The sequence below is a fragment of the Phytopseudomonas flavescens genome, assembly GCF_900100535.1.
Taxonomy (GTDB): Bacteria; Pseudomonadota; Gammaproteobacteria; order Pseudomonadales; family Pseudomonadaceae; genus Aquipseudomonas; species Aquipseudomonas flavescens.
This window is the reverse complement of the sequence record NZ_FNDG01000016.1, coordinates 72,168-96,654: the sequence shown is the minus strand read 5'-3', so window position 1 is coordinate 96,654 and position 24,487 is coordinate 72,168. Positions and strand designations below refer to the sequence as shown.

The window sequence follows — 24,487 nt, the reverse complement described above, 5'->3', positions numbered from 1 at the left end:
TCCTCTTGTCGTTACCAGTCGTAGGAAAGGCGCGCGTAATAGAACGCGCCGTTTAGCCCGTAGGGGCTGAAGCTGCCGTATTCATCCGGGTTGTTGATCTCGCTGGGGTTCGCTGCACCCAGCCCGGTGACGCTGGGGTTGGCGGTCTGCTTGTCCGGGCGTATGCCGAACAGGTTGTTGGCGCCGATGGAGGCGGAGAGGTTGTCGTTGACCAGGTAGGTCAGGTCGAGGTCGGTGATCCAGCGGGCGCCGAACTCGCGGTCGGCTGCTGCACTGATGCCCGCTTCGGTGTACGTGCCGTAGCGGGTCAGTTGCACATCGGTGATGAAGTCGCCAATGCGCCAATTGCTGCCGAAAACCAGTTTGTCGCGTGGCGTTCCGCGGGTCAGGTCGGTCTGTGCCTGATGGCCGAAGATCACGTAGTCGCTGCCGAGCAGATTGCTGACCGTGCCGTTCTGCTTGATGTCGCGAAGGGTCGTGTGGTTGTAGCTGTACAGCGCCGACCAGCGCACCTGGCCGAAGCGCCCGTAATCGCTGTTCAGTTCGCTGACCAGATCGACGCCGTCGGTGCGAGTGTCGACGCCGTTCATGTTGTATTGCGCCGAGTACAGGTCGTTGATGCCGAGCGAGGCGAGGGTGTCGCGGATCACCGTGGAAGAGCCGCTGTCGCGGATGATCTCGCTCTTGACGATGCGGTCCTTGATCTCGATGCGGTAGGCGTCGAGCGTGATGCGCGCGTTGCGCGTCGGTTCCCAGGAGATGCCCACGCTGAAATTGGTCGATTTTTCCGGTTCCAGATCCTGGCCGCCCAATGCCTGGGCCGCGGTGCTGCCAGGCGGCAGGTAACGCGCCAGCAGCAACTGATAGCTGCCGTCCGGCAGCCGCACGGCGGTGTTCTGGGTGACGGAAAAGGTCTTCTGAGCCAGCGAGGGCGCGCGAAAACCGGTGTTGAAGGTACCGCGCAAGGCCAATCCCGGGGCCAGCTCGTAACGGGTCGAGAGCTTGCCGCTGGCGGTGTTGCCGGAACTGTCGTCGTAGTGCTCGAAGCGCACGGCGGCGCTGGTGTACCAGCGCTCGGTCAGGTTGCTGCCGGCGTCGAGGTAGACGGCGTAGCTGTCACGGTCCAGCGAGCCGGCATCGGCCACCGACGTGCCGGTGAACGACTGCAGGCCGGCGCTGGGTCGTTGCCCGGCACGCGGGTGGCCAACCGGGTAGACATAGCCGCCGTCGCGGTACGAGTCGGGTTCGCCTTCGGTCTGCAGGTACTTTTCCCAGCGATGCTCGATGCCGGCCGACAGTTGCAGCGGTTTCGGCAGGCCGATGTCGAAAGGCCGGGTGATATCGAGGTTGCTGGTCCACTGCTCGAACTCCAGCGCGCCCAGGTAGAACGAGGTCTTGCTTGCCGGACCCAGGGAGGCATTCAGCGTGTTCTGTGCCCCCAGGCGCACGTCGTCCTTGCCGTAGGTGGTGCTCAGGTCATAGGCCCAGCCGGCCAGGTCGCCCTTGCCGCCAAATGCCACCTGGAAGTCGCGCTCGTCGATCAGGCGCTGGGCATGAAATCCATCCGGGTAGATCTCGGGTATCGACGCCAGGCTGGTGGCGCGGAAGCTGCCACGGGTGTCGACGATTTCCCGGTCGCTGTAGGTGGCGAACGAGTACAGCGTCAGATCGTCACGCAGCGGCAGTTCTGCGTTGTAGGAGAGGTTGTAGACCTTGTCGCGGTTGGACCGGCCATACCCCTTTTCCAGCAACCGATCCACCGAGCCCTCGCGTGGGTCAGGCTGTGCACCGGGGGTGCCGAACGGCACCGACTGACCGCCTTGCACCGGGTAGTACCAGGCGCCCTGGGCATCGCCGGCCGCATAGGAGGGGCCCTGCAGGCGAATATCCAGCGAACTGTTGAAGAAGCCGCCGTTGTCGCCAAGCGCGAAGCCGCCATTGAGTCCGGTCTGGGTCAGGTCGCCGGGTTTGTCTTCCTGTTGGCCGCTGGTCACGCTGGCGCTGCCGCCATTGTCCTGACTCTTGAGGATGATGTTCAGTACCCCGGCGATGGCGTCCGAGCCGTACTGCGCCGAGGCGCCGTCGCGCAGCAGCTCGATGCGCTCGATGGCCGAGGTGGGGACCAGATCGAGATCCACCGGCACGCTGCCGCTGGCGATACGCGCGAAGTTGTTGTAGACCGCCGTGTTGTGGCGACGCTTGCCGTTGACCAGCACCAGCAGGTGATCGCCACTCAGGCCACGGATCGACACCGGCCGTACCGACGACGAAGTGCCGCCACCGGCCTGGGCGGGCGCGCTGAACGACGGCACGATGCGACCCAGGGCCTCACGCAGGCTGGCCTTGCCGGTCTTGCGGATCTGCTCGCCGCTGATGATGTCGATCGGCGAGGGGCTGTCGGCCACGGTCAGGGTATTGCTGCGGTTGCCGGTGGATATCACCGAAACCGTACCGAGGGCCGTGTCCTTTTCCGCGGCCCAGGCCGCCCCGGGTAACGCCAGGCAGAGCAGCGACAGGGCATAAGGCAGGCGTTTTTCGGGACGAACGAATCCTGGCGCGTGCATGGGCCGCATCCTTTTTTAGAGAGAAAGAGCCGTGTTGTAGGGCGGCTTCGGTTTTTGTAGGGTGGACAACGCTCTTTTTGTCCACCATGGGCCATGCAGAGCGGTGGACAAGCTTCGCGTTGGCTACGCGCCCCGGTCCACCCTACGAACTACATCAGGCGCTTCTCGCCACCTTGTCGGTGACCCCAAGCACCTCATCCACCGCATCGATGATCGGTTGCGCCTCGCTGCGGATCAGCCAGTCGGGGCTGACCTCGGCGAAGTGCACGCGACGGTCGCTGCCGATCACCACCACGGTCGGTTGCGGCAGCTCCCAGGTGCCGGTACCGGTCACGGCGCCGATACCCGGGCCCTTGCTGAGTGCGGCCTGGCGCGACGGCTCGTCGAATTCGTAGAGAATGCCGAAACGCCGGGCCAGGGCGTTGTCCCTGTCGCTGGCGACCTGCAGGGTCAACCGATGCCTGTCGCGGATCTCCACCAGGCGCTCCGGCACCTGCGGGCTGACGGCTACCAGCGGTACCCCGCGCTGGCGCAACGCCGGCTGCAGGTTGCGCTCGTAGTAGGGGATGGCGATATTGCAGGCCGGGCATCCGGCGAAGCGAAAGAACACCAGCACCGCCGGGCCATCGGCGACCAGGCTCTCGAGGCTCAGGGTGCTGCCGTCGACGTTCTCCAGTTCGAAGGAGGCGACGTTGTCGCCGACCTTGATGAAGGCGTCGTGACGCGCCTCGTCCACCAACTTCTGGCGTTGCTCGATATTGACCTTCAGCGCCTCGGGGGCCCAGGTGCGCTCGCGCTCGGCGTGCAGTTCTGCCAGCAGATCGTTCAGGGAATCGCTCATGCCACTTCTCCTTGTGCGCGTTGCAGCGTGTTGCGGTTGGTGGGTACGGCCAGGCCGAAGTTGTCACGCAGGGTATTGCCCTCGTATTCACGGCGCAGCAGGCCGCGGGCTTGCAGCAGCGGCACCACGTGCTCGGTGAAGTAGGCCAGGCCGTCAGGCAGCAGCGAGTTGACGATGAAACCGTCGGCGGCGCCGTCCTCGAACCAGTCCTGCAGGGTGTTGGCGACTTCTTCCGGGGTGCCGACGAAATCGCGGCGTGGGCGCGAGAAGTGCAGGGCGACTTCGCGCAGGGTCAGGTTCTCTTCGCGGGCCTGCTGCTTGATGCGGTCGGAGCCGCCTTTCTGGCTGTTGCTGCCCAGGTCACCAAGGTCGGGGAAGGGCGCGTCGAGATCGTGCTTGGAAAAGTCGTAATCGTTGAACGGGCGCCCCAGGGCGACGATGGCATCCTCGATGCTCACCAGTTCGACGGCCTGCTGGTAACGGCTTTCCACCTCTTCGGCATCGCGGCCGATGATCGGGCGGATGCCCGGCAGGATGAACAGCTCGTCCGGATTGCGGCCGGCCTTGGCCGCACGCTGCTTGAGGTCCGCGTAATAGGCACGGGCCTCGCTGAAGGATTCCGGGCTGACGAAGATCGCATCGGCGTTCTGCGCGGCGAAGTTGCGGCCATCCTCGGAGGTGCCTGCCTGGAAGATCAGTGGTTGGCCCTGGCGCGAACGCTGGATGTTCAGTGGGCCCTTGACCTTGAAGAACTCGCCCTGGTGATTGAGGGCATGGAGTTTTTCCGGGTCGAAGAATTCGCCGCTCTGCTTGTCGCGGGTGAAGGCGTCGTCTTCCCAGGAATCCCACAACCCCTTGACCACGTTCACGTGCTCCCGGGCGATGCGGTAGCGCGTGGCGTGTGGCGGGTGCTCGGCCTTGCCGAAGTTGTCGGCGGTGCCGGAGAGCCAGGAGGTGACCACGTTCCAGCCGGCACGCCCACCGCTGATGTGATCCAGGGAGGCGAACTGGCGTGCGACCTGGAACGGCTCGGTGTAGCTCACCGTCACGGTGGCCACCAGGCCGATGTGCTCGGTGACCGCCGCCAGCGCCGAGAGGACGGTCAGCGGCTCGAAGCGGTTGAGGTAGTGGGGGCTGGATTTGGCGTGAATGTGCAGGCTGTCGGCGATGAAGGCGAAGTCGAACTTGGCGCCTTCGGCCAGCTGTGCCTGCTGCTTGTAGAAGCCGAAATTGACGCTGGCATCGGCCAGTGCGTTCGGATGGCGCCACTCGCCCCAGCCGTGGCCGACGCCGTGAATCATCGCGCCAAGTTTGATCTGTCGTTTGCTCATGGAAAATGCTCCTGTCGATTTACTGAGGTTGCGCCTGGGCAACCGCCTTGCCCGGCTGCTCGGCACGGGCAGCGTTGAAACTCGGATCGAAACCCTGGGATACGTCCACGGCGCGGCTCAGCACGCCTTCTTCGAGGTAGATGTCCGAGACCTGCTGCAGGTCGCTGATCACCTTGTCGGTGATCTCGGTGCGGGAGTGGGTGGTTTCCTTGACCGACTCCAGGTGCACCGCGACCGGCAGGCCGGTGACCCGAGCCTGGGCCTCTGCATAGGCCTGGTGATGGTCGTTGGCCCACAGGAAGGCGCGCTCGACACGTTTGACAAAGTCCTCGAGCTGCACGCGTTTGCCGTCTACGGCGTCCTGGGTGGCAGCCAGGTAGAAGTGGTTGGTCAGCAGGTCGTCGCTGTCACGCAGGATGCGTGCGCCGTTCTGGGTGATGGCGATAGTGGTGTAGGGGTCCCAGGTCGACCAGGCATCCGCGGCACCGCTTTCCAGGGCGCTGCGGGCATCGGTGGGCAGCAGGTTGACGAAGGTCACGTCGGAGGTTTTCAGACCGGCTTCGCGCAACGCCCGGATGACCAGGAAGTGGCCGATCGAGCCCCGGTTGGTGACGATGCGCTGGCCCTTGAGATCGGCCACGGTTTTCAGTGGCGAGTCCTTGGGCACCAGAATCGAGGTGGTGTAACGACCATCGCGCTTGATGATTTCCACCACCTTGAGCGGCGCCCCGGCACCCAGCGCGAACACGTAAGGGGCATCGCCCAGACCACCGATGTCGACGGCGCCAGCGTTCAGCGCTTCGCCCAGTGGCGCCGCTGCGGGGAATTCGGAGAAGTCGATGCGGTAGGGCACGTCGTCGAGTTCACCGGCAGCCTGCAGCAGCAACTTGATGCCGGATTTCTGATTGGCGACGCGTAGCGGTTCGAGGTCGGCGGCGCTGGCGTAGCTACCCATCAGCAGGCTGCTGCCCAGGACGGCGGCGATAAGGGTGCGGATCAACATGGGGTGTCTCCTCTCAAATGTCGTTGGCTGTGGCCAGGCTGCGGGCCAGGCCGAAGATTTCTTCCATGCGCCAGTGCTGGTTGGCGTAGCGTGGATCGCCAGCCCATTCGTCCCAGCCGGAGTCGCGGCGGTATTGGCCGAGCAGGCCGCTGGTGCGGACCTGCTCAGCGTCGAGGGTGACCGCCTGTTCGCTGTCGGGGTGCACGTAGAGGGCGTCGCTGCTGCAATACAGCTCGCACATGAAGCAGGTCTGGCAGTCCGCCTGACGGGCGATGACCGGCTTGCCGTCACTGCCGACCGCCAGCACGTCGCTGGGGCAGGCGGCCACGCAACGGCTGCAGCCGTCGCAGCGGTCACTGAGGATCAGTGCGATCATGCTGTCGCTCCGCTGCGGGTGTCGCTGCGTTCGCTGAGCCCACTGCGGCGCACCCAGGGCGCATCCAGACCGCCGCTGTGCAGGTGCACGTCGAAGTCCGCCGATTGCCCGGGCGCGTCGCTGCGCTGATGCATGCCGCGGCTTTCCTTGCGGGCCAGGGCGCTGCCGTAACACCAGCGGGCGGTGGCGAGCATCGCCGCGGTTTCTCGCCAGCGCAGCCGTGCAGGGGTATCGCGGGTACGGCTCTGCTCGCGCAGGCGATCCCAGGCGTTGTCCAGTGCATCGAGCGAGCGCTGCAACTGCTCGCCGTTGCGGAACAGGTTCTTGTCATAAGGGTGCATTTCGTCCTGCACGGTGCGGATCAGCGCGGCGCTGTCATCCCGCTGCGCGCCTACCGGCAACAGGCCGACCCGGGCGATGCCGTGAGTCCGTACGGTGCCGGCCGGGTGCTGACGGGCGTGGCGTGCGGCGCCACGCCCGGCCCATTGCCCGCTGGACAGCGCCCAGGACGAGTTCACCGCGCCACCCCCGGAGATGGCCCCGGTGACTGCCTCGCGGCTCGCCGCATCACCGGCTGCGAAGAGGCCGGGCAGGCGGGTCTGGCAGTGTTCGTCGATCAGGCGCAGGCCGCCGACGCCACGTACCGTGCCTTCGCCGTGCAGGGTGACCGGGAACCTGTCGCGATACGGGTCGATACCGCTGCGGTCGAACGGCAGCATGAGGTTCGGCTGCACATAGGGCAGGCGCTTGCGGATATCGTCGGGAATGCGGTCGAGCCGGCAGTACACCGGCCCTTCGAGCAAGGCGCGCGCCAATGACAGGTTGAAATCCGGGCCCTGGGCGATGGCCAGTTCACGGCCGCCAGCATCGAAATAGCGGCCGAAGGTATAGACCATCGAGCGGGTCATGGTGCTGTTCGCCGGGGCGATGCAGTAATAGCTGGAGAACTCCATGCCTGACAGCTCGGCACCCGCTTCAACGCCCATCAGGTAGCCGTCACCGGTATTGTTCTGGCTGCCCAGCAGTCGCGAATGGAAGGCACAACCGCCGGTGCTCAGCACCACGGCAGGTGCCTGCACCTGCCAGTCACGCTGCTGCTGGCGTTGCAGGCCACGGGCGCCGGCCAGCTCGCCGGCGTCGTTCTTCAGCAGTTCCAGGGCCGGGCTGTGGTCGAGCAGGGTGACACCGTGCTCGACCGCCAACTGACGCATGGCACCCATGTATTCCGGGCCACGCAGCGCGCGGTACTGCTTCTCTCCCTGCTCGTTGCGGGGGAAGTGATAGAGCCGGTCGAGGCTCGGCAGGGTGTGCCAGGTGGTCTCGAGAATTCGCGCCATCCAGTGTGGATCGCCCAGCCCGGCGGCGCTCGCCACGCGCTTGTCGATGGCTGCCTGGCGCTGCTCCGGCGCAACCCACCAGTGGCCAGGACCGGCGGTGGCTGTCACCCCGCTGGTGCCGCAAAAGCCTTTTTCCGCCAGTACCACCCGCACACCCTCACGGGCTGCAGCCACCGCCGCCCAGGTTCCCGCGAGACCGCCGCCGATGACCAGCACGTCGGCAGACAGCAGTAATGGAGGGCGGGTGGTCATGGCAGCGCAGACTCCTGGTGCAGGTCGTGGAAGACGGCCTCCACCAGGACAGGGGTCGGTCTGGGATTGACCTTATCCCTCTAAGGAATTGCTGTGAAAGTCTTTCTGGTTCTAAGCTAATTATGTAATTTACTTATCTAATATGTTTTTAAATATCAGTAATAAGTATTTAATAAGGGCTGTGAAAAGGCTTTTTGGATGGGCTGTATGAGTAGCAAACGACAGATAAAGCTCGGTGCGGTGCCCATGGGCGTCGGCGGGCCGGGGCGACATAACCTCTGGCACGATCCGGCGATTCCCGCGGATGCCAGCGTGAACATCGACTGGTTCATCGACCTCGCCCGGCAGGCCGAGGCGGCGCTGTTCGATCTGATCTTCATTGTCGACAGCCAGTTCATCACAGCGGACTCGCCGCCCCATTATCTCAACCGTCTGGAGCCCCTGACGCTGCTTTCGGCACTGGCCGTGACGACCCGCCATATCGGCCTGGTCGGCACCCTGACCACCTCCTACAACGAGCCGTTCAACGTCGCCCGCCGGCTGGCCTCGCTGGATCTGATCAGCAAGGGGCGCGCCGGCTGGAACGTGGTCACCAGTGGCGATGCGGGGACCGCAGGCAACTATGGCCGTGACGAGCATTACGATTACGACACCCGCTACGGCCGTGCCCTCGAACACGTGCAGGTGGTGCAGAAACTGTGGCAGTCCTACGAGGACGATGCGCTGCCCCGGGACCGCGAAACCGGTCAGTTCCTCGACCGCAGCAAGCTGCATGCGCTGCACCACAAGGGCGAGCATTTCTCGGTGGTGGGGCCGCTGAACATCCAGCGCTCGCCCCAGGGCCAGCCGGTGATCTTTCAGGCAGGCGACTCCCGACAGGGTCGCGATCTGGGCGCAGGCATCGCCGATGTAGTGTTCACCCATGCGCCGAGCGTGGAGAAGGGCCAGGCCTTCTACCGCGACATCAAGGCGCGGGCCCAGCGCCAGGGTCGCGACCCGGACGCGATCATCATCCTGCCGGGCGCGCAGATCTACATCGGCGACAGCGACGAGCAGGCTCGCGAGATCGAGCGGCATTACCACGACGTCGACCATAGTTTCGACCAGGCCCTGGCCGAGTTCGGTCGCTCCTTCGGCTGGCATGACTTCCGCCAGTACGACCTCGATGCACCGTTTCCGGTCGAGGCCCTGGAGTACGCCCGCAGCAGCTTCTACACCGCCGCCAAGGCCGCCACCGACTTGGCCGTGAGCAAGGGCTGGACGCTACGCCAGGCGGTAGCCAATGGCCTGACACTCAGGCCCAACGGCTTCGTCGGCTGTGCCGAAACCGTGGCCAACGAAATGATCCGCTGGTTCGAGGCCCGGGCGCTGGATGGCTTCAACCTCTACATCGGCCACCCGGAGCAGTTCAGGCGCTTCACCGAAGAGGTGGTGCCGATCCTGCAGGAGCGCGGGGTCTATCGCCGCGAGTACGAAGGCAGCACCTTGCGTGAGAGCCTGGGACTGCGTATTCCCCGCAATCCCTAGAAATGCCACGGTGGCTGGAACGCCGTCCGTGGACGGTTGCAGGCCGCCGATCGACGAGAAAGAGCGTTACCCATACCACTGTGGACCTGGGGCGAAAGGTTGCAGCAACACGTCGAGCCAGCGCTGCCCGGGGCGAAGGGGCCGGGACTGCGCACGTCCTTCGCTGCTTGGCGAAGGGAAGAGGGGCCAAGCGCCGGGAACTGTCGGTTTGAGGTGGTTCGCCAGAGTGCTTTCTCAGCGCTGCATGCTGCGTCCGACGGCTCTGTCGCATTACCCCTAGGCTGATACGCCCTGCGGCCCATGGCCTGCTGGCGTGCCAAGCAGGCGGGCGGCATGGGATGCATGCGGGTATAAATATATGCCATAAGTGTATTTTAAAACCATTATTTTATTCATATAAGCTAACTCCCAGCTATATCCCCCTTTGACCGGACCACCGGAGATTGCGCTCCTGCCCCAGGCTTGAAACAGGGTTCGGTCTCGCTTGCCAAGCCCGGCTTGCAGTGCGCTGGCTGCCCGGTTTGCCAACGTTGCCTGTTGTGCCGGGGCGCGATCGCCCCGGGTCTCGACTTACTGCAGGAGCAACCATGCAACACCACGATCGCAGAACCTTTCTCAAAAATTTCGCGCTGCTCACCGCGGCCGGCAGCGTCGGGCTGGCCTTGCCCGGCTGTGGCCCGCAGGACAACCCGCAGCCCAAGTCGGCGGGCGGCGCCCCGGGAGTGATCAAACAGCGTGCTGATCAGGTGGTCGAGTTCAAGTACCCCGACAACCCGACCTTCGACCTGGTTTACGTAGCGGACTCACTGGGCTATTTCGAGGGCTCGCGGGCGCGGCCCAAATACATAGGCCGTATCGCTGCACCACAGATAATTCCGCTCACCGGCACCGGAGAAATCGATTTTGGTGCGCGCATGGTGCCTCTGGTCATCTCGGCCATCGCCAGCGGCCTGGATCTCAAGGTTGTGGCCGCTGGGGGCAAGACCTTGCAGGAGGCGCCTCACATGAAGTATTTCGTGCGCGCCGACTCGGGGATCTTCACGCCCAGGGATATCGAAGGCAAGACGGTAGGCTTCAACAGTTTCGGGGCGTGCGCCGAGTTCGTCACCAAGAAGTTCCTGCGTGAGCAGGGCGTCGATGTCGACACCATCAAGTGGTTGGTGGTACCCGATAACCAGGCTGAGCAGACCCTGGCCACCGGCAACGTGGATGTGGCCATTATCCACCCGCCCGCCTCCGGTGGGGCCGAGCACAATAGCCAACTGCGTAAGTTGTGGAGCGACTATGACCTGGACAAGGGCCTGGGCGGTATGGCGCCGTACAGCGTCTTTGGCAAGTTCAGCCGCGAACACCCCGAGGCCACCCGAGACGTGGTCAGCGCGCTAGCCAAGGCCGCCAACTGGGTCAACGCCAACCCGGACGATGCGCGCAAGATCACCTCTGAGCGTATCGGCATGAAGCTGGAGCTGGTGGAGCGCTTCGCCTATGTCGACGATCTGATCGTCACCGAGCCGCCGATCCAGTACTACATCGACATACTGGAGAGCGAAGGCAAGCTCAATCGCGGCGCCATTCAGGTCAAGGATGTCTACACCAACCAATTCAACGACTTTGCCAAGGCGGTTGCCTGATGGGTGCGGTTGGCGTAGCGAAAATCGTTGCCAAGGGCGTGCAGATGGGCTACCAGGCCTACAACGAAGCCGGCCAGCTCGAACAGGTGTCGGTATTGGACGGCTTCGATCTGCAGGTGCGCGAGGGCGAGTTCCTGTCATTGTTGGGGCCTTCGGGCTGCGGCAAGTCGACCTTCCTCAACATTCTTGCCGGCCTGGCGCACAGAACCGGCGGGCAACTGGACGTCGATGGCCAGCCCTTGCAGGGCATCAACCGTAGCCAGGGTGTGGTGTTCCAGGGCTATGCGCTGTTGCCGTGGCGCACTGTGCTGGACAACATCGCCATGGGCCTGGAAATCCGCGGTGTCGGCAAGGCCGAGCGGCGCGACAAGGCGCGATATTACCTGGCGCTGGTGGGGCTCGAGGGCTTTGCGGCGCGTTACCCCCATGAGTTGTCTGGTGGCATGCGCCAGCGCGTGGCCATCGCCCGCTCGCTGGTGTACGAGCCGGATGTGCTGCTGATGGACGAACCCTTCGCCGCGCTGGATGCGCAGACTCGCGAGATACTTCAGGACGAATTGCTGCGCATTTGGGACCTGCACCGGCAAACCATCGTGTTCATCACCCATAGCCTGGATGAGGCGGTGTTCTTGTCCGACCGGGTTGCGGTGATGACGGCCCGGCCCGGGCGGGTCAAGGAGATATTCGATATCGATCTGCCTCGCCCGCGGGCCGCGGAGTTGCGCAATACCCATGCCTTCGTGCAGTTGCGCCAGCGTGCCTGGGAGGTTCTGCGCGAGGAGGTCAGTGGTGTCCCGGCGCGCCCGGCGGCAGCCGTCAGCGTGCCACAGACGTGGCAAGGCGTCGCCCGACGCCACGCCCACCGGATTGGAGTCTAGGCATGAGTGTGCGCACCACTTCGCGCAAGGTGCTCGATAGCAGCCTTGGTATTATTTTGTTTTTGCTGGTGTGGGAAGCCATTCCCCGCCTGGGTTGGGTAAACCCAGGGTACCTCAGCCCACCCAGTGCGGTGCTGGCCGCGATCGCCGACCTCGTACGATCCGGCGATCTGCTCAGGCACTTGCAGGCAAGTTTGCTGCGGTCGCTGGTCGGGTTGCTGCTGGCCATCGCCAGCGGTGTGAGCCTGGGCTTGCTGATGGGCTGGTTCGCCCGGCTTGAAAACGTACTCGACCCGTTGTTGCAACTGTTCCGGCAAACCTCGGCACTCGCTTTGTTCCCGGTGTTCATCCTGTTTCTGGGCATTGGCGAGTGGTCGAAAATCGCGATCATCTTCTGGGCGTCGTTCTGGCCGATCCTGTTGAGCACGATCAGCGGAGTCAAGCAGGTGGACAACCTGTTGGTCAATTCGGCGTTGTCCATGGGCGCCAACCGGCGCTTCCTGTTTCTCAACATCGTGCTGCCTTCGGCGTCCCCGTCGATTTTCACCGGGGTGCGCCTGGCAGGGGCCTACTGCATCACGGCGTTGGTGGCCGCGGAGATGATCGGCGCGCATTCCGGGCTGGGGTTCCTGACGCTCAATTCCCAAGAGGTGTTCCAGATCCCCAGCATGTACGCCGGTATTCTGCTGTTGGCCGTGGTCGGTTTACTGTTGAATGGCCTGCTGGCGCTGTTGGAGCGGCGGTTTACCCGCTGGCGACGGGGGTTGCAACAGGGTGGCTAGACGAGGCGCTGGGGTGCTGGTGCTGGTGCTGCTTGGCCTGGCCGGCTATGGCCTGAGCCGGCCGCAGTTGCCAGGAGAGGTCGCATTGGGCCCTACGCTGGCGGCAGTCGCCGAGCGTCAGGTGTTGCGGGTGGGGGTACGCAGTTACCCCCGGCCCAGCGCGACCGACGCGGCACTGGAGGCGGTGCCTGACGAATTCGATCAGGCCTTGGCGCAGGCACTGGGACAGTACCTGGGGGTGCCGGTGGTGTTACTCGGTGCATCGGCGGATGACCCTGGCCGCTTGCTGCGTGAGGCGCGGGTGGATCTGCTGATCGCCGGTAGCCTGGCATTGCCTGGCGCCGCAACAGGCCCGGTGTTCGGTCACGCTGCGCTGTCACAGCCACCGGCGGGCTATCGCCAGGGTGGCTTGCTGGTGCTACGCAACCGCTCCCTGCCCGCTGCCGGTAGCCTGGCCGGGCAGAGCGTCTGCCTGGCTGTGGGCAGTCCCTGGCGAGCCGACGTGGTTGAACGCGGCGCACGGGTGCAGCCATATGCCTCGTCCATACGTGCCGCGGTAGCCTTCATGAGCGGCGAATGCAGCCTGCTGGCAGATGAGCAGTCTGCGCTCAAGGTGCTGCAGAGCCAGGACGACTGGCGCTTCTATCGCCTGCTGCCCGACTCATTGGCCGCTGCTGAAGACGCCAGCATCTATCTCCCTCGCCAAGACCCTCAGAGCCAGAAGTTTCTCCAGGCCGCTCTGGCCGACTGGAAACGCCGTGGTGGCCAGGAACAAGCCTGGGCATTGCGCAGCAGTACGCTTATTGTCGATAGTTTGAAGTTGGCGGAAGGGCTGATGTGTCACTGATGACCATAGCCACCGGCGCAGACGTCTTGGTAACCCGGCGTCGAGCGCGGCGACAACTCTGTTGAACGCTAATCTCAGCGAGCGAGCAGCACATGCAGCACAACCACTCGGCATGCGGGGCCTCGCGGCCGTCCAGGCCTGCCGGGCAGCAGAAGCAGGCCAGGCTGGAGCAGCAGCTCGAGGCTATCGTGCGCCAGTCCTCCTGGTTCATGGAGGCGTTGCGAGGGGCTCGCCAGCTGGAGCTGAACGATTGGTGCATTGGCGCCGGCGCCGTGCGTAATCTGGTCTGGGACCACCTGCACGGCCATCCCGAGCCGTCGTATCTGGCCGATGTCGATCTGGCTTATTTCGAGCCGCTGCAGTTGTCTGCGGCGCGGGATGCCGAGTTGCAGGCGAAGCTGAGTATCCTCGCTCCGCGCTTTCCCTGGGAGGTGACCAACCAGGCGGCGGTGCACCTGTGGTTCGAGTCTTGCTTCGGCCATGCCGTCGAGCCGTTGCAGTCGCTCTGTGAGGCGGTGGCGAGCTGGCCTGAATTCGCGACTTCGGTCGCCGTGAGTCTGGACGCCGAAGATGGTTTGCACATCATCGCCCCCCATGGGCTGGACGACTTGTTCGATATGCGCGTGCAGTGCAACCCGGCGCGTGTCAGCGAGCAGATCTATCGACAGCGAGTGGAGCAAAAACGCTACCGCGAGCGTTGGCCGCTGGTTAGCGTGGTGCTTGATGACTTTGAATTCGTGCAACGCGCCAAAGAACGAGATAAGGAGCGAGGAAGGTGATCGACGCAATCATGGTCGATGTCGACGGTTTCCTCGTTCTGGCCGCCCCGATGGTTGGGTCTGGTCCTCCATGCCCGAAGCCGGCCTGGGGCTGGCGATTCCACACAATCGACAGCTACCTGTCTGATTGCTGAGCACATCCGGCGGGTGAAACCAGGCATTCCCGGTAGGCCAAACCCGAAAAACGACCGGCGCTGTCATCATGGCGTTGAAAACAGGCTCGTCTGCGAGCGCCAAGCCGGGCGACCCAGCGCCTAGGTTTCGAGAGGTGCCGGATAGTCACGGATGACGCTTCGCTGATCCATCCGCGACTGTCCAAGGTACGATAGCCGACCTACGTCGCTGGCTAACCGACTAATACCGGGTGGACGGGAATGAGTTGACATGGACACCTCAATCGTACAAAGCATCAAGCTCACGGTCGTGTCATTGACCGGCCTGTCAAAAGATGCGCTGCACGTCTATGTAGGGATGGCGGTGTATTTGACTCTCATCGCCATCATCCCGCGATGTAGACCGTATAGGGCGTGGCTGACGGTTTTCGTCATTGCCTGTGCCGGCGAGTGGGTCGATCGGCGAGACGACATCGGGAGCCTGGGATATTGGCGCTGGCAGGCAAGCACTCACGACATCCTCAACACGGTGTTCTGGCCGACGGCAATAACGCTGCTTTGGTTTTTAAAACTCCGTGGCAAGACGGGATGGCACCCGTAGGTCTTCCACCGTAGGGCGTATGAGCAAGCAGCACATGGCGCTGAACCACTTTTCATGGCGAACCGCGCAGCCAGGCCGCACCAGGCTGCGTCGATCTGGCTTATTTCGAGGCGCTGGAGTTGCCTGCGGCGCGGGATGCCGAGTTGCAGGCGAAGCTGAGTATCCTCGCTCCGCGCTTCCCCTAGGAGGTGGCCAACCAGGCGGCACACCTGTGGTTCGAGTCTTGTTTCGGCCATGCCGTCGAGCCGTTGCAGTCGCTCTGTGAGGCGCTGGCGAGCTGGCCTTAATTCGCGACTTCGATTGCCGTGAGTCTGGACGCCGATGATGCTTTGCACATCATCGCCCCATGGGCTGGACGACCTGTTCGATATGCGCGTGCAGCGCAACCCGGCGCGTGTCAGCGAGCAGATCTATCGACAGCGAGTGGAACAGAAACGCGAGCGCGAGCGCTGGCCGTTGGTGAACGTGCTGCCCGCTCGCTCAGCCGTAGCGTGCGGCATCGAAGCAGCCCGGGTTCTCATCCAGGAACTTCTTCATCCTGCGCCACAGGGTGGTGGTGCTGATGCCCAGGTGCTCGGCTGCGCCTTGCCGGTTGCCGCCAGCCCTGGCCAGCGCCGCGAACAGGATGTCCCGCTCGCTGAGCGGCTGCATGGCGGGCTCGCCGCCCGCACTCCGGCTTGCTGGAGAGAGATCGTCGAGGGCGTCGTCCAGCCAGCCTGGTATCAGCGCGCTGCATTGGCTCATCACGCTCAGGCGTTCGACGATGTTGCCGAGCTGCCGCACGTTGCCCGGCCAGTGGTGATCGCAGAGCCTGGCGACCAGCGTTGGCGTGTGCTCCAGCAGCTCGCCGGCGTTGCCGCCGAGAAGATGGCGCACCAGCGCGGGAATGTCCTCTCGGCGTTCGCGCAGGGGCGGCAGCCTGAGCCTCAGTACGCAGATGCGGTAGTAGAAGTCCTCGCGGAACAGGCCCTGGGCGATCAGTGCCGGCAGGGGCTTGTTGCTCGCGGTGATGATGCGGATATCCACCGGCGTGACCTTGTCGTCGCCCATGCGGATGACCTTGCGCTCCTGCAGGGTACGCAGCAGTTTCAACTGGATGTCCGACGAGGTTTCGCTGATCTCGTCGAGAAACAGGGTGCCGGTATGGGCCAGCTCGAAGACCCCGGCCCGGCCATCGGTCGAGGCGCCGGTGAAGGCCCCCTTCACGTAACCGAACAGCTCGCTCTCCAGCACGCCGGGCGCGAAGGCGGCGCAGTTGATCGCCACGAAGGGGCCGCTCCGACGTGGCGAGGCATTGTGGATGCTCTGCGCGAACAGCTCCTTGCCGGTGCCGGTTTCGCCTTCGATCATCAGGGTGCTGTCCACGCCGGCGTAGGTGGCGGCCAGGCTCTTGGCCTTCTGCAAGGCCGCGCTGCTGCCGACGATGTCATCGAAACGGCTGTCGGCCAGATGCTGCCCGGCCAGGGCGCGGCGCATCTTCTGTTCGATCGCCTTGATATCCGTCTGCTTCTGCAAGGTGGCGACGGCGCCGATGATCTGCCCCTCGAGAACGATGGGTGCGATGCTCAGGGTGAGCGACAGCCGGCCCACGTCGATCAGCGCGCCGCGCACCGGTTTGCCGTGGCGTAATGCCTGGTTGAAGTAGCTGCGTACCGGCAGCTCGGTGATGGCGTCTCCGCAGCTGACGGCACTCAGGTAGGTTTTGGCGACGTTGTTCATGCGCGTCACCACGCCCATGCCATCGACACTGAAGATCCCTTCGGACACACAATCGAGAATCGACTGGATCATCTCGTAGCGGCGTTGCAGTTCCTGGCGCTGCTGTCGGCGTTCCTCTTCCACCTGCAGCAGGTGCAGGGCTTCGTCGATCGCCTCGGCAGCGGCGTCGCTGTCGGTATCGGACATCACATAGCGCATGCCTCGCGACTTCACCGGCGCTTCGAGGGACAACCCGCCGATGGCGACCTCGATGCCCTGCGCCTGGAGCGCGTCGAGCACGGCTTCGGTGGTCTGCGCGCTGCTCAGCGGGTCGATGAAGCAGATCGAGGCGCCGGCCACGAACGGGCGGGATTTCTCGAGGATTCTCGCGTAACCCTCCGACGTGGCCAGGAAGGCGATTCTCGATGACAGGCGTGACGCCTTCTCGTAGGCATTGATGCAGTCGAAGAAGGTATGCCTGACCTCAACGACCGGCACGCGAAAGTGCTCGCGCAGCATGCGCGCGGTCTTGCCTCGGCTGATCAGCACCTCGGCGCCTTCGGCGAGCAACTGCCGGGCGATCTCGATCGCTTCGCTCTGTGCGGCCTCCACCACCGGTAGGGAAAGCTGGCGTGTCCGCAGAATGCTGGTCATCACTCGGGTCATGGTGCTGGACGGAGCGATGACGGCGATTCCAGCCGCGCGGTTTTGCTGATCAGGGATGTCGGTTTCGCGTTTCATTTAATTCTCTTGCTTTTCATTGTTGTTGAGAAAATGAAATTAACTGCAATTCGCAAGGTACGCCGACATTTCATTCTGGCAAAGGTTGAATTGTCGATGTGACCTCAACCATCTGATTGAAAAGGAGATTTTCAATAGAAGGGGCAGTGCTGTGGCTCGTGGCACATGCCTTGCTGTGCCTCCAGGACAATAAATCCAAAAAGAGGCAAAGCGTTCATGGACTTGATCTTTATCGGTTTCGGCGAGGCGGCCTTCCACCTGGCCACCGGCCTGGGTGCGCAAGGCGATGTGCGGATAGGCGCATACGACGCCTACAGGGATGATCCCAAGGCTGGTCCGCTGATTCGGCAGCGCGCCCAGCAGGCGCAGGTGACCCTGTACGACACCCTGGAAGAGGCCTGCCGCGAAGCACGCTTCGTCGTCTGCCTGACCAGCGCCAGCAGTGCCCTTGCACTGGCCGAGCGCATCATGCCGCTGCTGCAGACCGGGCAGCACTACATCGACATGAACTCGGCGGCACCCACCGTCAAGCAGGCCATCGAGCGCTTGCCGCGGGCCGCCGACGTGGGCTTCTGCGACATCGCGGTAATGGGCACCGTGCCGGGCAACGCCCACCGCGTACCGATGCTGCTGGCCGGTAGCGCCGCGCAGGCCTTCGAGCAGGCCTTCACCCCACGTGGCATGTGCCTCACCGTGCTGGACGCGGCGCCCGGTTCGGCCTCGGCCATCAAGATGCTCAAGAGCGTGGTCATGAAAGGCCTGCCGCAGCTGTTTCTGGAGTCCTTCCAGGCGGCCGAGCGATTCGGCGTGCTGGATACCCTGGTCGATTCCCTGGCGGACTCGCTGAACGGCAAGACGGTCGAGCAACTCGCCAATACCTTCACCGCCCGCACCCTGATCCACGCGAAGCGTCGCGGTGCCGAACTGGACGACGTGGTGGCCACCCTCGAAGCGGCCGGGGTGGACGCCAGCATGTCGATCGCCACCAGGCAACAACTGGAAAAACTCGCGGCCCGCGACTGGGCAAGCCTGCTCGGCCCGGGCGGCAGTGACATGAACTACCGCGAAGCCATCGCGCATCTCATCCGCCAGCCCTGAGGACGCCGACATGAATACCGAACACTATCTTTCCCTGCCCGAAGCCATCCCACAGGAGATCCTGGAGCGCTTTCGCAAACTCAGCCCGGCACAGCTGTGCGATGGCATGCAGAGCCTCGGCATCCCACGCAACGGCTGCATGGACAGCGACCTGATGCCGCTCGATGAGAGCAAGGTCATGCTCGGCACTGCCTATACGGTGGATACCGAAGACGGCGACAATTTCCCCATCCACGTGGCCATCTACCAGGGCCAGCCGGGTTACGTGCTGGTGGTGGCAGGCAAGGGCTACCGCGGGCGGGCCTACATCGGTGATCTGATGGCCGGTGCTGCCCAGGCGGTGGGCCTCAGCGGCCTGGTGATCGATGGCTGCGTACGCGACAAGGTGCCCTTGGCCGAGCTGGACATTCCGGTATACGCCAAGGGCTTCATGCAGCGCAGCCCGGCCAAGCAGGGGCCCGGCAAGATCAATGCGCCGGTGCACTGCGCCGGCATCGAGGTCGCCCCGGGCGACCTGGTCTTCGGCGATTACGACGGCGTCACGGTGGTTCCCCGTTGCCGCCTGCTGGACGTATTGGAGGCCTCGGAGAAGAAGGATGCCTACGAGGCCAAGCGGCGCGAGGTGATCGACGATTACGCCCGCCGTCGCGCCCTTGGCGAGTCGCTGCCAGAGCTCGCGCCGGCCTGGGTGACCGAACTGCTGACCGGGCGCTGATGCCCCTGGGGAGCCCATGAGGCTCCCTGATACACCGTTTCCGCACTATAAAAATAAAATTGGGAGATGTCCGGATGCTTACCGCTCTCGGCTATTTGTTGATCGTTTCGTTCCTGATCCTCGTCATCAAGCAAAAGCTTTCTCCGTTCACCGGGCTGATCGTCGTTTCGCTGATCGTCGGTGCGCTGGCCTGCATGGCCACCGGTGTGCCGTTCGACACCCTGGTCACCTGGGTGAGGGAAGGGCTGTTCTATACCACCAACGAAGAAGGCAAGGTCTCGTTGGGTACCGTCAACCCGACGGTGATGATCCTCTTCGCGGTTCTCTACTTCAGCCTGATGATGAACGTCGGCTTGTTCGATCCGCTGTGCACCTACCTGATCCGCAAGGCCAACGGCGATCCGTTGAAGATCATCCTGGTCACGGCGTTCACCTCCTCGGTGGTGACGCTCGACGGTGACGGCACCACCACCATCCTGATCATCACCAGCGCCTTTCTGCCGCTGTACAAGCAGATGGGCATGAAGCTGTCGAACCTGGCCATGCTCATCATCCTGCCATGCGGGCTGGGCAACTGCCTGCCCTGGGGCGGGCCGCTGGCGCGCGCGGCGGCGGTGCTCAACGTGGAGGTGAACACCCTGTTCGTGGCGATTCTGCCGATCCTCGCTGTGTCGTTCACCTACGTGTTCTGCATGGCCTGCCTGATGGGTCGCAAGGAGCGCGCCCGGCTGGGCTACATACCCGGCGAGAGGGCCATCGTCACCCCGCAGCAGATCGACGACATGGTCACGGTGATCGAAGAGAACGACCGTGAGTTCAAACGGCCGAAACTGTTCCTCTTCAACCTGGCCCTGACCATCGGCATGTTGGTCATCCTGCTGGCAGGCTGGGCGAGCGGGGCCATCGTCTTCATGCTCGGCACCGCCATCGCCCTGGCGGTGAACTACAGCGCCACCGAACAGCGTGACCGCATCACCGCCAACGGGGGCGATGCCATCGCGGTGGCATCGATCATCATGGCGGCAGGCTGCTTTCTCGGCGTTTTCAACGGTAGCGGCATGGCGGCGGCGGTCGCCGAAAGCATCGCCGGCCTGATCCCCGAGTCGATGGGCAGCCATACCGCGCTGATGTTCGCCTTCCTCGGTGCCATCGCCTGCTATGCCTTGCCGGTGGATGCCTACTACTTCGGCATCCTGCCGGTGGTGGCTCCCATCGCGTACCAGTTCGGCATCACCCCGACCGAAATCGGCGTGGCCTCGTTCATGGGGCAGGCACTGCGTTATGCCAGCCCGACGGTGGCATGGCTGTTCCTGCTGATGAACCGTACCGAGATGACGTTCGGCCAGTACCAGAAGGAGTTCTTCAAATGGTCGTTGCCGCTGTTCGGCATCTTCATCGTCACGGCGATCATCACCGGCGAGCTGCCGGTAGGCTAGGCAGCCCGGTAAGGAGTGCAGTTCCGAGTCTGTAGGAGCCCGCCAGGCCAAAGGGCTTCGTCGGCTCTGCCGAAACCGTGGCCAACGAAATGATCCGCTGGTCAGACGCCCACGCGCTATCCCTGGGCTTCGACATTCACGAACTGGATCCTCAAAGCAAAGGGGTGGTGACGCGGTACGGTCTCGCCAGGCTCGGCGCGCCCTGTGAGAACGCGGCTGCCGTGCCTGATCGTGGATGAGGGCGGCTCCACCTCGACAGCCGGGAGGGCAACGCCCGTGCGTTCTTCGCCGTGGGCCATTTGAACGGCGGTATCGCGCTGGGAGCGGTCGGCATTACCCGATGCGGACTAGCCAGTTGAAGCATCTACGCCCAACTGGCGAGCTGCATGCCCGGCTCAGGCGATGCTGGCGCCCAGGGCCGGGAACACGTCGCTGAACAGCAGGCCGATCAGTTGCTGGCCGTCGGGCGTAGACCAATCCTGGGCGATCTCGGCGATCAGCGTGTTGGTGGCGGTGAGTACCACGCCGGCGTCGTGCATGCGCTGGCGCGAGAACTCCTCGGACAGGTCGCTGGGCGAACCCGAGGCATCCATCACCGCCTGCACGGAGAAGCCTTCAAGGGCGGCGTCGATGGCCGGGAAGATCAGGCAGACATCGGTGGTCACGCCGGCCATGATCAGGTGCTTGCGCCCGGTGGCGAGCACCGCGTCGCGGAACTCCGGGTAGGCCCAGGCATTGACCACGCCGGGACGCTTGATGCGCGCAGCGTGCGCTGCCGGCAGGATTTCGGCGATTTCCGGCATGATCGGCCCCTGGGCGCGATCTTCCTGGCTGGAGGTGATCACGGTCGGCAGGTTCAGGATCTTCGCCAGCTTGGCCAGCGCGATCGCCTGCTTGCCGGCGAACCCGGAGTCGATGTTCTTGATCAGTTGCATGGTGCCGACCTGGTGGTCGATCAGCAGCAGCGCGGAGTTTTCGACGGTGAATTGGTCTCTTGCCATGATGGAAGTCCTTCGTTTGGGGGTTTAGATAAGCGGAAGCGGTGGGCCGCTGAACAGCACGACCTTGACACTGCCTTGTGGGGCTCTGAATGAAATGTCGCGCGGCGCGTCCTGCGCGGGGAACACCGGCACTCTGAGGTGTCCGCTGTCGAAGCGCTGATCCGCCACGTCCACCGTGCCGAAGATCGGCATGGCGAACAGGGCGTGGCCTGCGGCCACCGGCACGCTCAGCTCGGCGCCCGCCTCCAGCGAGACGTCGAGCAGCGTCACCTCGGTCGGCGGCGTCAGCGGGGAGTGCGTGTCGCCATAGCGTCCCACCGGAACGCGGATCTTGGCGCCGGGCCGCTGGATGACCGGCACGTCCTGCGGTTCGATCGTCAGCGGGAACGGCGCGATGTCGCGGCGCGCCGGTGCCAGTCCGACGAAGATCTGCAGCCCGTGAACCGTCTTGCCGGGTTCGCAAGGGACTTCCTCGTGCACCACTCCCTGCCCGGCGGTCGTCCAGTGCAGACCACCCGGCCGGATCAGGTTGTCGGTGCCGATGGAGTCGCGGTTGGCCATGCCCGTTTCGGAATCGAGCAGCAGGTAGGACACGGCCGACATGCCCGCATGGCGGTGCGGCGGAAAGGTCGGCCCGTTCATCCAATAGTGATCGACCCCGAGGAACGGGGACAGCAGCCGGGCCTCGCCACGCAGACCGAAGGCGCGGAAATGGCCGGCGTGCTTGACGCGATGCAGCTGGGCGATGACGATGGACATGGCGGCGGTCTCAGGCAGTGGTGCTGTCGCTCAAGGCGGGATAGTCGATGTAGCCCTTGGCGCCCGGCGAGTAGAACGTGTCCTTGTCGGGCGCATTCAGCGCGGCACCTTGGCGCAAGCGCTCGGGCAGATCCGGGTTGGCCAGGAAGGCACCGCCGAACACCGTGGCGTCGGCCTTGTCCTCGCTCAGGATGGCTTCGGCCTTGGCCTGATCCAGACCGCTGCCGATCAGGTAGGCCCCCTTGAAACGCGGGCGCAGCAGCGCGTGGTAATCGACGCTGGTCGGGCCGAACAGGGCCACGTGCAGGTAGGCCAGGTCGAGGCCGTCCAATTGATCGAGCAGATAGGTGTAGGTCTCCTGCGGCGTGGCGTCGGAGATGCTGTTGAAGTTCATCTCCGGAGAAATCTTCAGGCCGACGCGATCACCGCCGGCTTCCTCGACCATGGCCTTGAGCACGTCCAGCACGAAGCGGGCGCGGTTGGCGACGGAACCGCCGTATTCGTCCGCGCGCTGGTTGCTGCCCGAGGACAGGAATTGCTCGGGCAGGTAGCCCGAAGCACCATGCAGCTCGACACCATCGAAACCGGCTTCCAGCGCCCGGCGGGTGGCGGTGCGATAGTCCCCGATGACCCCGGCGATCTCGGCCACGCTCAATGCGTACGGTACGACGTAGTCCTGCGGGCCGCTGGCCGTCCAGGACTGGCCTTCCGGCTTGATCGCCGACGGCGCTACGGGAAGCGCGCCGCCGGGCTGCATTGACGGATGCGATACGCGCCCGGCGTGCATCAACTGCATGAAGATGCGGCCGCCCTTGGCGTGCACGGCATCGGCGACGTTCTTCCAGGCCGCGACCTGCGCATCGTCGATGATGCCGGGGGTACGCACGTAGCCCTTGCCGGTCGCCGAGGGATAGGCACCCTCGCTGATGATCAGGCCGGCTCCGGCGCGCTGGGCGTAATAGGTCGTGACCAGATCGGTCGGCACGCCGGTCGCGTCATCGGCGCGCGAGCGGGTCATGGGTGCCATGACCAGGCGGTTCGGGAGGGTGTAGCGTCCAACACGGACGGGGGTGAAAAGCTGACTCATGATGATGTCCTTGGATTAACAGTGGGGTAATCATCAGTCTCATTTGATTTGGAATAAATGGGGTAAATTGGATAACATTGCTCCACTTATGGAGCAATGTTATGGAGCAGCTTTTGAATGACATGGCCTTGTTCGTCGAGGTCGTCAAAGCCAAGGGATTCCGCGGCGCCGCCGAGGTGATCGGGATGCCGAACTCCACGCTGTCGCGGCGCATCAGCATGCTTGAGAAGGCCATCGGCTTGCGCCTGCTGCACCGCACCACCCGCAAGGTGGAGCTGACCGAGGCCGGCCAGATCTACTTCGAGCGCTGCAAGCGCATCGTCGATGAAGCCCGGCTCGCGCACGAACAACTGGGGGAAATGCTGGTGCAGCCCAGCGGCATGCTGCGGGTGTCCCTGCCGGTGGATTTTGCGGTCACCTACCTGGCGCCCTTGATCGCCGAGTTCGCCCGGCACTATCCCGGTATCACGTTCGACTTCGACCTGACGCCGCGGCGGGTCGATCTGGTCAGCGAACCCTTCGATGTAGCGATCCGCATGGGTGAGTCGGAGAATTCGCAGTTGATCGCGCGTCCGCTGGCCCGGCTCTCGACCTGCCTCTACGCCTCCCCGGACTATCTCGAACGCTCGGGGGAACCCGGCGATCCCGCTGACCTGGCGCAGCACGAGTGCCTTGGCATGACGAAAACCAACATGTGGACCCTGCACGATGGCACACGAACGACCACGATTTCGGTGGGCAGCCGGTTTGCGGTCAACAACGTCGGCATGATCCGGCGCCTGGCGACGATGGGCATGGGCATCGTGCTGATGCCCGAGGAAATCGCCGCGGATGACCTTGCCCACGACCGTTTGCGTCGCCTGTTGCCGCAATGGCAAGGCAGTCCCACCCCGGTTTACGCCATTACCGAGACACGTCTACTGCCTGCGAAAACGCAGCGCTTCATCGAATTTCTGCGCGAGCACCTGGCTCAGGCTTGAGCGGGTATCTCCTACACGGCGACCGGTCAGCGCCGCATCGCCGAACAGGTGCCATCATTCGGACGGCACCGACGCCTCGACTAGTGTCTTGCCTCGAAAAGCGCGATTCA

General features: G+C 64.1%; 21 protein-coding genes and 1 pseudogene. 12 read left to right on the top strand and 10 right to left on the bottom strand.

The window, feature by feature from the left end:
- Positions 1 to 11: 11 nt before the first annotated feature.
- The 6 genes from BLR94_RS19200 to BLR94_RS19175 all read right to left on the bottom strand — a co-directional run bounded on the left by BLR94_RS19200 (position 12) and on the right by BLR94_RS19175 (position 7,704).
- Positions 12 to 2,564, bottom strand: a complete 2,553-nt coding sequence (locus tag BLR94_RS19200) for a TonB-dependent receptor plug domain-containing protein (RefSeq protein WP_084307567.1) — start codon at positions 2,562 to 2,564, stop codon at positions 12 to 14.
- Positions 2,565 to 2,718: 154 nt separating this feature from the next.
- Positions 2,719 to 3,405 (bottom strand): peroxiredoxin-like family protein, encoded by a 687-nt coding sequence (locus tag BLR94_RS19195; RefSeq protein ID WP_084307568.1) that lies wholly within the window; start codon positions 3,403 to 3,405, stop codon positions 2,719 to 2,721.
- Complete coding sequence (locus BLR94_RS19190; RefSeq protein WP_084307569.1) at positions 3,402 to 4,736, bottom strand: LLM class flavin-dependent oxidoreductase; 1,335 nt, start codon at positions 4,734 to 4,736, stop codon at positions 3,402 to 3,404. The genes BLR94_RS19195 and BLR94_RS19190 overlap by 4 nt, the downstream gene beginning before the upstream one ends.
- Before the next feature lie 19 nt (positions 4,737 to 4,755).
- Positions 4,756 to 5,739 (bottom strand): ABC transporter substrate-binding protein, encoded by a 984-nt coding sequence (locus tag BLR94_RS19185; protein WP_084307570.1) that lies wholly within the window; start codon positions 5,737 to 5,739, stop codon positions 4,756 to 4,758.
- Positions 5,740 to 5,752: 13 nt separating this feature from the next.
- A complete protein-coding gene (locus BLR94_RS19180; protein ID WP_084307571.1) occupies positions 5,753 to 6,115 on the bottom strand; it encodes a 4Fe-4S dicluster domain-containing protein in 363 nt (120 codons plus the stop codon).
- Positions 6,112 to 7,704: an FAD-dependent oxidoreductase gene (locus tag BLR94_RS19175; protein WP_084307572.1), complete on the bottom strand. Its 1,593-nt coding sequence runs from the start codon at positions 7,702 to 7,704 to the stop codon at positions 6,112 to 6,114. The genes BLR94_RS19180 and BLR94_RS19175 overlap by 4 nt, the downstream gene beginning before the upstream one ends.
- A gap of 207 nt (positions 7,705 to 7,911) precedes the next feature.
- Between BLR94_RS19175 and BLR94_RS19170 the strand changes: the two genes are divergently transcribed.
- The 8 genes and pseudogenes from BLR94_RS19170 to BLR94_RS28320 form a co-directional block, all read left to right on the top strand.
- Positions 7,912 to 9,231, top strand: coding sequence for an LLM class flavin-dependent oxidoreductase (locus tag BLR94_RS19170; protein WP_084307573.1), 1,320 nt, complete (start codon positions 7,912 to 7,914; stop codon positions 9,229 to 9,231).
- 587 nt (positions 9,232 to 9,818) lie between these two features.
- Entirely contained in the window at positions 9,819 to 10,862 is a 1,044-nt protein-coding gene (locus BLR94_RS19165; protein ID WP_084307574.1) for an ABC transporter substrate-binding protein, read from the top strand.
- On the top strand, positions 10,862 to 11,740 hold the full coding sequence (locus BLR94_RS19160; RefSeq protein ID WP_084307575.1) for an ABC transporter ATP-binding protein: 879 nt from the start codon (positions 10,862 to 10,864) through the stop codon (positions 11,738 to 11,740). The genes BLR94_RS19165 and BLR94_RS19160 overlap by 1 nt, the downstream gene beginning before the upstream one ends.
- Positions 11,741 to 11,742: 2 nt before the next feature.
- Positions 11,743 to 12,522: an ABC transporter permease gene (locus BLR94_RS19155; protein WP_084307576.1), complete on the top strand. Its 780-nt coding sequence runs from the start codon at positions 11,743 to 11,745 to the stop codon at positions 12,520 to 12,522.
- Positions 12,515 to 13,369, top strand: coding sequence for a type 2 periplasmic-binding domain-containing protein (locus BLR94_RS19150; RefSeq protein WP_244158233.1), 855 nt, complete (start codon positions 12,515 to 12,517; stop codon positions 13,367 to 13,369). The genes BLR94_RS19155 and BLR94_RS19150 overlap by 8 nt, the downstream gene beginning before the upstream one ends.
- Positions 13,370 to 13,461: 92 nt before the next feature.
- A complete protein-coding gene (locus BLR94_RS19145) occupies positions 13,462 to 14,148 on the top strand; it encodes a nucleotidyltransferase family protein (RefSeq protein ID WP_208601356.1) in 687 nt (228 codons plus the stop codon).
- 384 nt (positions 14,149 to 14,532) lie between these two features.
- Positions 14,533 to 14,862 (top strand): hypothetical protein, encoded by a 330-nt coding sequence (locus tag BLR94_RS19140; RefSeq protein WP_084307577.1) that lies wholly within the window; start codon positions 14,533 to 14,535, stop codon positions 14,860 to 14,862.
- Between the two features lie 321 nt (positions 14,863 to 15,183).
- Positions 15,184 to 15,318, top strand: a pseudogene (locus tag BLR94_RS28320) (nucleotidyltransferase family protein); the annotation flags it as partial.
- 24 nt (positions 15,319 to 15,342) lie between these two features.
- Here the strand turns inward: BLR94_RS28320 and BLR94_RS19135 are convergent.
- Positions 15,343 to 17,301, bottom strand: coding sequence for a sigma 54-interacting transcriptional regulator (locus BLR94_RS19135; protein WP_084307578.1), 1,959 nt, complete (start codon positions 17,299 to 17,301; stop codon positions 15,343 to 15,345).
- A 216-nt stretch (positions 17,302 to 17,517) separates the two neighbouring features.
- Here BLR94_RS19135 and BLR94_RS19130 point away from each other — a divergent pair, with 216 nt between their 5' ends.
- The 3 genes from BLR94_RS19130 to BLR94_RS19120 all read left to right on the top strand — a co-directional run bounded on the left by BLR94_RS19130 (position 17,518) and on the right by BLR94_RS19120 (position 20,550).
- Entirely contained in the window at positions 17,518 to 18,399 is an 882-nt protein-coding gene (locus BLR94_RS19130) for an NAD(P)-dependent oxidoreductase (protein WP_084307579.1), read from the top strand.
- A gap of 10 nt (positions 18,400 to 18,409) precedes the next feature.
- A complete protein-coding gene (locus tag BLR94_RS19125; RefSeq protein WP_084307580.1) occupies positions 18,410 to 19,114 on the top strand; it encodes an RraA family protein in 705 nt (234 codons plus the stop codon).
- 74 nt (positions 19,115 to 19,188) lie between these two features.
- Positions 19,189 to 20,550: a CitMHS family transporter gene (locus tag BLR94_RS19120; RefSeq protein WP_084307581.1), complete on the top strand. Its 1,362-nt coding sequence runs from the start codon at positions 19,189 to 19,191 to the stop codon at positions 20,548 to 20,550.
- Positions 20,551 to 20,945: 395 nt separating this feature from the next.
- On the opposite strand, the gene BLR94_RS19115 is transcribed toward BLR94_RS19120, so the two are convergent.
- From BLR94_RS19115 to BLR94_RS19105, 3 genes are read right to left on the bottom strand one after another with little or no spacing between them, the layout of a single operon-like run.
- Complete coding sequence (locus tag BLR94_RS19115; protein ID WP_084307582.1) at positions 20,946 to 21,551, bottom strand: isochorismatase family protein; 606 nt, start codon at positions 21,549 to 21,551, stop codon at positions 20,946 to 20,948.
- A gap of 24 nt (positions 21,552 to 21,575) precedes the next feature.
- Positions 21,576 to 22,310, bottom strand: coding sequence for a pirin family protein (locus BLR94_RS19110; RefSeq protein WP_084307583.1), 735 nt, complete (start codon positions 22,308 to 22,310; stop codon positions 21,576 to 21,578).
- Positions 22,311 to 22,320: 10 nt separating this feature from the next.
- On the bottom strand, positions 22,321 to 23,397 hold the full coding sequence (locus BLR94_RS19105) for an alkene reductase (RefSeq protein ID WP_084307584.1): 1,077 nt from the start codon (positions 23,395 to 23,397) through the stop codon (positions 22,321 to 22,323).
- 101 nt (positions 23,398 to 23,498) lie between these two features.
- On the opposite strand from BLR94_RS19105, the gene BLR94_RS19100 reads away from it, so the two are divergent.
- Positions 23,499 to 24,377 carry a LysR family transcriptional regulator gene (locus BLR94_RS19100; protein WP_084307585.1) on the top strand — a complete coding sequence of 293 codons (879 nt, stop codon included), beginning with the start codon at positions 23,499 to 23,501 and terminating at the stop codon, positions 24,375 to 24,377.
- Positions 24,378 to 24,487: the final 110 nt, after the last annotated feature.